Genomic DNA, 6,000 nt, shown 5'->3' with positions numbered 1-6,000 from the left:
CTGGGCGCCAACACCAGCCCGCTGCTCTTCGACGGCAACGGCAACAAGAAGGCCGCCTACACCTCGGTGCTGAACGCGCTCAACGCCGCGAGCCCGAACCCGAACCCCACCCCGACGGTGACCCCGACGGTCACGCCCACGCCGGGTACCTCGTTCCGGCTGCGTAACGAGGCGGCGGGAAGGTGTGTGGACTCGCCGAACAGCGCCACCGCCAACGGCACCCAGCTGCAGATCTACGACTGCCACACCAACCCCAACCAGCAGTTCACCTACACCTCCGGCAGGCAGCTTCAGATCCTCGGCAAGTGCCTGGACTCCCCGACCGGTGCGGGCTCCGGCGCCCGTGTCCAGCTGTACGACTGCCACAGCGGCAACAACCAGCAGTGGAACCGTAACTCCAACGGCACCATCACCAGCGTCGCCAACAACCTGTGCCTCAGCGTCACCGGCACCGGCAACACCTCCGGTGTGACCATCGCGAGCTGCAACGGCCAGTCCACCCAGAGGTGGAGCAGCTAGGACGGGATGCTCAGGAGACCCTGACACCACCCGGCACGTGAGCTCCCCGGAACCGGGGGAGCGGCGTCACGGCACGTGACCAGGACCCGATGAAATCGGCACGGCGGGCTCGGTACGACACCGAGTCCGCCGTGTCGCGTGGAGGGCGTTCACGTCCGGAGAGGTGAGACCCGCCTGCTCGGTGCGGGTCTGTGCGTCGTGGTCGACACGGACGAACCTCGGCCACCGAGGCGGCCCGTGTACGGAACGGCGCCGGTGGCACTACGCTGCCGTGTCGTGCTGGAGACCCGCCTCGACACCGCTCGGATCCGGGCGGCTCGCCATGTGATCGACCCGGTTTTTCTCGACACCCCGCTGTACCGCTGCGAGGCGCTGGAGCCCGGCCTCAGGTGCGCGGTGAGCGTCAAGCTGGAAACGGCGAACCCGGTGCGCAGCTTCAAGGCCCGCGGCACCGAGGTGATCGCGAGCCGGCTCGCCGACGAAGGACCGCGGGCGGCGGTGTGCGCCAGCGCGGGCAACCTCGGCCAGGCGCTCGCCTGGTCCGGGCGCGGCAGAGGGCTCGACGTCACCGTCGTGGCCTCCCGTTTCGCGCCCGCGGTCAAGCTTGATCGCATCCGCGCGTTGGACGCGAGACTGGAACTGGTGGACGGCGACTTCGACACGGCGCGTGAGCGGGCCGTGGCCATCGCGCGCCACGACGGCATCCGGCTGGTCGAGGACAGCCTGGACATCGAGACCTGCGAGGGCGCGGCGACCATCGGCCTGGAACTGGTGAACACCGCACCGTCGTTCGACGCCGTCCTGATCGCCCTCGGCGGCGGGGCGATGGCGACCGGTGTGGGGCATGTGCTGAAAGCCCTCGCGCCCGGAGTCGAGGTGATCTGCGTCCAGCCGCTGGGCGCACCGGCGATGACACACTCGTGGCGCCAACGCCGCGTCGTCACCACCGACTCGACCGACACCATCGCCGACGGCGTCGCCGGTCGGCGTCCCATCCCCGAGGTCCTGGACGACCTTCTCCTCGTCGCCGACGACGCCGTCCTCGTCCGGGAGTCGTCGATCATCGCCGGTATGCGGATGCTCCTCGACCACGCCGGCCTCGTCGTCGAACCGTCGGCCGCGCTCGGCGTCGCGGCGATCCTCGAAGACCGTGACCGTTTCGCGGGCCGCCACGTGGTCACCGTCGTGTGCGGCGGCAATGTCGACATGAACGCCTATCACCGCTGGATCGGCGCGGCTCCCGTCCGCGGATCGTGACGACCGCTCGTACGTCCCCGGTTCGCCGTCGCTGCGGAACCGCGCGACCGGCCGCCACGACTTCACCGTCCGGGAGCGGGACGGTTCGGTCACTCAGGCTCTTCGCGTCGGTTGATCGGGCTCTTCGCGACCGACGGATCCTGTTCCTTCGGTGTGGGAGGACGCGGGATCCGGAGTGGCGGGAAGGACCACTCGGAAGGTGGCGCCTTCGGCGGGGGCCGTGCGGAGTTCCACGTGGCCGCCGTGGGCGGTGACTATGGAGCGGACGATGGCCAGACCCAACCCCGTTCCACCGTCCGGGGTACGGCTGCGCGAGCCGTCCGCGCGATAGAAGCGGTCGAACACCCGGGCCGCCTGCTCGGCGGTCATTCCAGGACCCGCGTCCTCCACCACCAGCACGGCCTCGTCTCCGACCGTGCCGACGCCGATCCGCACCGGGGTGCCCGACGGGGTGTGGGTGACGGCGTTGCCGACGAGATTGGTCACCACCTGCCGCAGCCTGGCCTCGTCACCGTGGACCGATGCCTGCGTGGGAGGGCCGCCGTCCGGGCCGGTCAGGGTCACCTGGCGGGTGGGGTCCAGGGTGCGCAGGTCGTGGTGGGCGTCGGCGGCGAGAGTACGGAGGTCCATGAGCGCCAGGTCCATCGGCAGGGCGCTCTCGCCCTCGTCCAGCCGGGCCAGCAGGAGCAGGTCCTCGACCAGCCGGGCGAGACGTCCCGCCTCGCTCTCGATACGGCTCATGGTCCGGTCGACGTCGGGCAGGCCGCCCATCCGGTGCAGCTCGGAGAAGCCCTTGATCCCGAACAACGGTGTGCGCAGTTCGTGGCTGGCGTCCGCCACGAAGCGCCGCAGCCGGGCCTCCGACTCCTCCCTGGCGGCGAAGGCCGTCTCCAGCTGGCCGAGCATGCCGTTGAGCGCGGTCGACAGACGGCCCACCTCCGTGCCGGGCGCGGCGGGCTCGGGAACCCTCCGCGACAGGTCGCCCATGGCGATGGCGGCCGCGGTCTCCTCGATTCCGCGCAGTGGTCGCAGCCCTCGGCGTACGGCGAACCAGCCGATGACGGCGAGCAGGGTCAGCAGGACGACCGCGGTGACCAGGCAGACGAGGCTCAGCCGGACGAGGGTGGAGTTCACGCCGCTCAGCGACGCGGCCACGACGACGCCGCCGTTCTCCGAGGAAGGCGCCGGTCCCGCCGGAGGCAGCCGCGGCGAGGCCCGTGGCAGCACGATCACCCGCCAGCCCGCCGAGCCCGCCTGCCCCGGTGCGTCGAAGGGGTGCCCGCCGAGCCGGGTGACGGCCTCGGCGTCGAGTGTTGGGAGCCGCGGGCTCTGCCTCTCTCCCCGTGCCGAGAGGTTTCTCCGCTGCAGGGTCGTACCGTCCGGGGAGAGGGAGGCGATGTACACCTGGTCGACCAGACCCATGCCCGGGATCCGGAGGGCCCCTGTGCCCTCCGCGGAGACGGGCGATCGAACCAGCTCGGGGGGGACGCGCGAGAACAGCGTCGCGAGCGGTAGCAGTTGTTCGTCCAGCCTGCTGACCAGGTGGGAGCGGAGGGTGGCGATCGCGACCATGCTGCTCACCACCAGGCCGGTCGTGAGCAGGGCCATCGTGATCAGCAGGAGGCGGCCGCGGAGCGAAAGGCCCCTCGGCCGCCGTCCCGGTTTCCCGGAATCCGCGGGTACGGCCGCACCCACGATCATGACCTGGGTTTTCTCAGTACGTATCCGACGCCGTGCATGGTGTGGACGAGCTTGGGCTCGACGGTGTCGATCTTGCGCCGGATGTGGCTCACGTAGGTGTCGACGATGCTGGAGTCGCCCGCGAAGTCGTACCGCCAGACGTGCTCCAGGATCTGGGCCTTGGAGACGACCCTGCCCGCGTTCAGGATCAGATAGTGCAGCAGCCGGAACTCGGTGGGCGACAGGCGTACCGTGTGACCGGCTTTCCGCACCTGACGGCCGTCGGGATCGACCTCCAGATCACCCACCCGCAACGTCCGGTCGTCGGGGAGAAGTCCCGTGCGGCGCAGGACGGCCTCGATCCGGGCGAGCAGCTCCTCCAGGTTGAACGGCTTGGTCACGTAGTCGTCACCGCCCAGCCGCAATCCATTGACCTTGTCCTCCGCCGCGTCGCGGGCGGTGAGAAAGAGGACGGGGATCTGGCCCGGCCGACCGCCGCCCAGCGGCCTGGGAAGCTCCCTGAGACGGCGGATCACCTCGAAGCCATCCATGTCGGGCAGCATCACGTCGAGGAGGACCAGGTCCGGTGGTTCGTGCCGGGCGGACTCCAGGGCCTCGGATCCGGTGGCGGCGGCGCCGACCGTGTAGCCGGCGAAGCGCAGGGTGGCCGACAGCAGCTCCCGGACCGTGGGCTCGTCGTCGACCACCAGCAGCCGGTACGTGTCCATTCGCCTTCTTTCACCAGCCGGCATCTTCCGGACGTGCTCCCCTCGTCTATCAGATGTCCCGCGAGCGGAACAGGGTGAGCGCGGCGAGCAGCAGGGCGAGCACGGTCGTGGCGAGCACGGTGAATCCCAGGGAGGGCGGGAGAGCGTCGGTGACCGGGCTGGGGGTGAAGAGGGTCATGCCCGCGGCGGTCGGCCAGTAGGTCAGGACCCACCTGGCCAGCCAGTCGGGGAAGAGGGACGCCATCGCCGGTAGCAGCAGCAGGAACGATCCGAGGGCGGTCGCTCCCGCCGTTCTGCGGATCAGGAACCCCATCGCGACGCCGTACAGGCCGATCAACGTCAGGTACAGGCCCGCGCCGACGATCGCGCCCGGCACGCCCGGATCCGTGAGGGTGACGCTCGGAACGTCCTGGGCGGTGAGCGTCGCCTGGCTGATCAGGAAGGATCCGAGAGCGATGAGCGGCCCGCAGGGGAGCAGGATCAGGGCGACGAGGGCGGCCTTGCCCGCGAGGAGACGCCCCCTTCGCGGCACGACGGTGGCGCTGGTCCGCATCGTTCCGGAGGCGTACTCGGAGGTGACGGCGAGCACGCCCGTCGCGCTGACGAGCAGCTGCGCGAGGAACAGGCCGCGGAACGCGGTCACGACGGGGTCGAAGGACGCCTGGTCCTCGGCGGAGGCGCCCAGGTAGGCTCTGCCGTTCGCGGTGCCGAACAGGAAGCCGTAGAAGAGCGCGGTCACGAACGCGCCGGCCAGCACGTACCCGGTGGCGCGGATGGTGCGGAACTTGGTCCACTCCGAGCGCAGGACGGTGGAAAACACGGTGGAGGACCCGGTGGAAGTCTCGATGGAGGACCCGGTGGAGGACCCGGTGGAGGACACGGTCATCGCCCGGCTCCCTCGACGGAGCCGAACTCCACGCTGTCACGGGTGAGCTCCATGTACGCCTCCTCCAGGGAGGTCCGGTGCGGCGTGAGCTCGTGCAGCACCACTCCGTGAACCATCGCGATCTTGCCGATCTCCGGGCCCTCCATTCCCGTCACCACCAGGGCGCCTTCCGTGCTCGGCCGTACGGTCGCGCCGGCGTCGCGCAGCCGGTGGGCGAGTTCCTCCGCGTCGGGGGTACGCACCAGGACGGTCCCTCGCGAGTTCGACCGCATGAACGCCTCAAGCCCGGCGTCGGCGATCAGCCGGCCGCGGCCGATGACGATCAGATGATCGGCGGTGAGCGCCATCTCGCTCATCAGGTGGCTGGACACCAGAACCGTCCGGCCCTCGGCGGCGAGTTCCCGCATGAGGGTGCGGATCCACACGATGCCCTCGGGGTCGAGCCCGTTGACCGGCTCGTCGAACATCAGCACCTCCGGATCCCCCAGCAGGGCGACGGCGATGCCGAGCCGCTGGCCCATCCCCAGGGACAACCCGCCCACTCGCCGACCGGCTGCCGCGTGGAGGCCGACGAGCCCGAGCACCTCCTCGACCCGGCTCCGCGCGATGCCGTTGCTCTGGGCCAGGCACAGCAGGTGGTTGAACACGCTCCTGCCCGGATGTGCCGCGCGGGCGTCCAGCAGCGCCCCCACCTCGTGCATCGGTGCGGGAAGGTCCGCGTAGCGGCGCCCCCGGATCGTCGCGGTCCCGCTCGTCGGCGTGTCGAGGCCGAGAATCGCCCGCATGGTGGTCGTCTTGCCCGAGCCGTTCGGGCCGAGGAACCCGGTGACCACACCCGGCCTGACATCGAAGCTCAGGTCGCTCACCGCCGCCACCTGGCCGTAGTGCTTGGTCAACCTCCGTAACTCAATCATGTGACCGAGCCTGGAC

At 70.4% G+C, this 6,000-nt stretch carries 6 protein-coding genes; 2 read left to right on the top strand and 4 right to left on the bottom strand.

Annotated elements, in window-relative coordinates:
• Positions 1-519: ricin-type beta-trefoil lectin domain protein (locus AB0B96_RS37770; RefSeq protein ID WP_362906723.1), on the top strand; the 519-nt coding region annotated here is incomplete at its 5' end.
• A 276-nt stretch (positions 520-795) separates the two neighbouring features.
• A complete protein-coding gene (locus AB0B96_RS37765) occupies positions 796-1,776 on the top strand; it encodes a pyridoxal-phosphate dependent enzyme (protein ID WP_362906721.1) in 981 nt (326 codons plus the stop codon).
• 93 nt (positions 1,777-1,869) lie between these two features.
• Here the strand turns inward: AB0B96_RS37765 and AB0B96_RS37760 are convergent, their stop codons facing one another.
• The 4 genes from AB0B96_RS37760 to AB0B96_RS37745 all read right to left on the bottom strand — a co-directional run bounded on the left by AB0B96_RS37760 (position 1,870) and on the right by AB0B96_RS37745 (position 5,984).
• Positions 1,870-3,384 (bottom strand): HAMP domain-containing sensor histidine kinase, encoded by a 1,515-nt coding sequence (locus tag AB0B96_RS37760; protein ID WP_362906719.1) that lies wholly within the window; start codon positions 3,382-3,384, stop codon positions 1,870-1,872.
• An 89-nt stretch (positions 3,385-3,473) separates the two neighbouring features.
• Positions 3,474-4,184 carry a response regulator transcription factor gene (locus AB0B96_RS37755; RefSeq protein WP_362906717.1) on the bottom strand — a complete coding sequence of 237 codons (711 nt, stop codon included), beginning with the start codon at positions 4,182-4,184 and terminating at the stop codon, positions 3,474-3,476.
• A 49-nt stretch (positions 4,185-4,233) separates the two neighbouring features.
• The gene (locus tag AB0B96_RS37750) at positions 4,234-5,070 is read right to left on the bottom strand and encodes a hypothetical protein (protein ID WP_362906715.1); all 837 of its coding nucleotides are present in this window, start codon (positions 5,068-5,070) and stop codon (positions 4,234-4,236) included.
• The gene (locus AB0B96_RS37745) at positions 5,067-5,984 is read right to left on the bottom strand and encodes an ATP-binding cassette domain-containing protein (RefSeq protein ID WP_362906713.1); all 918 of its coding nucleotides are present in this window, start codon (positions 5,982-5,984) and stop codon (positions 5,067-5,069) included. Before AB0B96_RS37745 ends, AB0B96_RS37750 begins: the two co-directional genes overlap by 4 nt.
• Positions 5,985-6,000 lie beyond the last annotated feature (16 nt).

The sequence above is a fragment of the Streptosporangium sp. NPDC049046 genome, from assembly GCF_040649155.1.
GTDB lineage: Bacteria > Actinomycetota > Actinomycetes > Streptosporangiales > Streptosporangiaceae > Streptosporangium.
This window is presented reverse-complemented; position numbering and strand designations above follow the sequence as displayed.

Coding starts and splice junctions, on each gene's coding strand:
- AB0B96_RS37755 (WP_362906717.1), bottom strand. CDS start 4,184: ATGGACACGTACCGGCTGCTGGTGGTCGACGACGAGCCCACGGTCCGG.
- AB0B96_RS37750 (WP_362906715.1), bottom strand. CDS start 5,070: ATGACCGTGTCCTCCACCGGGTCCTCCACCGGGTCCTCCATCGAGACT.
- AB0B96_RS37745 (WP_362906713.1), bottom strand. CDS start 5,984: ATGATTGAGTTACGGAGGTTGACCAAGCACTACGGCCAGGTGGCGGCG.
- AB0B96_RS37760 (WP_362906719.1), bottom strand. CDS start 3,384: ATGGCCCTGCTCACGACCGGCCTGGTGGTGAGCAGCATGGTCGCGATC.